This is a genomic window from Plesiomonas sp. (genome assembly GCF_051650925.1).
Taxonomy (GTDB): domain Bacteria; phylum Pseudomonadota; class Gammaproteobacteria; order Enterobacterales; family CAMTGL01; genus Plesiomonas.
Genome location: NZ_JBOFRH010000298.1, coordinates 1 through 1,374, shown reverse-complemented (window position 1 = coordinate 1,374; position 1,374 = coordinate 1). Strand labels below are relative to the sequence as shown.

General features: G+C 46.9%; 2 protein-coding genes and 1 pseudogene. 2 read left to right on the top strand and 1 reads right to left on the bottom strand.

What is annotated here, in order from left to right:
* Positions 1-212, top strand: a pseudogene (locus ACRC27_RS07085) (1,4-dihydroxy-2-naphthoate polyprenyltransferase); the annotation flags it as partial.
* Positions 213-339: 127 nt separating this feature from the next.
* Complete coding sequence (gene rraA, locus ACRC27_RS07080; RefSeq protein ID WP_438623227.1) at positions 340-825, top strand: ribonuclease E activity regulator RraA; 486 nt, start codon at positions 340-342, stop codon at positions 823-825.
* Between the two features lie 130 nt (positions 826-955).
* Here rraA and zapB read toward each other — a convergent pair whose 3' ends face one another.
* Entirely contained in the window at positions 956-1,195 is a 240-nt protein-coding gene (gene zapB, locus ACRC27_RS07075; RefSeq protein WP_438623228.1) for a cell division protein ZapB, read from the bottom strand.
* Between the last annotated feature and the right edge of the window lie 179 nt (positions 1,196-1,374).

Below are 1,374 nucleotides of genomic sequence, written 5' to 3'. Positions count from 1 at the left end.
GTGCGCTGCTGAGTCTGGCTCTCTATGCTCTGTTTACCGTACAGACGCGGGTAATCTGGCTATTCCTATTGGCCAGCCCACTGCTGATTAAACATGCTATCGCGGTTTGGCATGAGCCAAATGGCGCGGCACTGCGCCCACTGCTTGAGCAAGTGGTCAAAGGCGCACTGCTGACCAATATTCTGTTTGCCATCGGGCTTGTACTGAGTTAAAGCCGTCGCAGGCATTTAGCTACAACAGTAAAAACAGACTTTCGTTGTATTCGCCCCTCTGGTGGTTTTGCAATCACCTCCGGCGGGGTTATACTTTGGGCACACTCAATCACAAAGCTGATATCTTATGAAATATGATACTTCTGAACTGTGCGATATCTATTTAGATCAAGTTGATGTGGTTGAACCTATGTTCTCCAGCTTCGGCGGACGCAGTTCTTTTGGTGGAAAAATCACCACCATCAAGTGCTTTGAAGATAACCAACTGATCAGTGAAGTACTCGATGAAAACGGCCTTGGGCGCGTACTGCTGATTGACGGTGGCGGCTCAGTACGTCGGGCGCTGATTGATGCGGCATTGGCACGTAAAGCCTGTGATAATGAGTGGGAAGGCATCATCGTTTACGGTGCAATTCGTCAGGTTGATGAGCTTGAAGAGAGTGATATTGGTATTCAGGCGCTTGCCCCAATCCCCGTTGGTGCTGATCACCAAGGGCATGGCGAAGCGGATGTTCCGGTCAATTTTGGTGGTGTTACTTTCCTGCCAGAAGATCATATCTATGCTGACAGCACCGGTATTATTTTATCACCAGAACCGCTCGATATTGAGTAGCCAACAAATAACCTGTTGAATATAGGCTCAATATTCGGTGTGTGTTATTAGCGTAATCTCGCCCATATTGCGCTCATCTTGATTGAACGCGGGATAAAAAAACAGAGCATAAATGCTCTGTTTTTTCGTTTTACACTTCTTCCATCTTGCCAAGCAGAACGCGTAAACGCTCTTGCCAGCCGTGATGCTCAGAACGCAGTTGCTCATTTTCACGCAGCAGTGCTTCGTGGGCAGATGCACCCTGTTGAACTTGTTGTGCCAAACCGTGGTTCTGATCTTTAAGCTCTTCAATTTCCATCTGCAGCAGCTGGATGGTATCGACAGCTTGTTGAACTTTAGATTCCAGCTTCTCAAATACTTCAAAAGACATATAAATACTCCCTCAATCATCGCATTATCGCGACTGTACGTATTGCCGATTGTACCCCACTGCTCGCTTGTACCACAGCCCTATCCACGCAGCTTTTTACTCTCTTTGCACATATATTGTGATTATTGCTCTCTATCCCCTGAAACATCAGGTTCGATAATGCGTATTCTGGTGCCAAA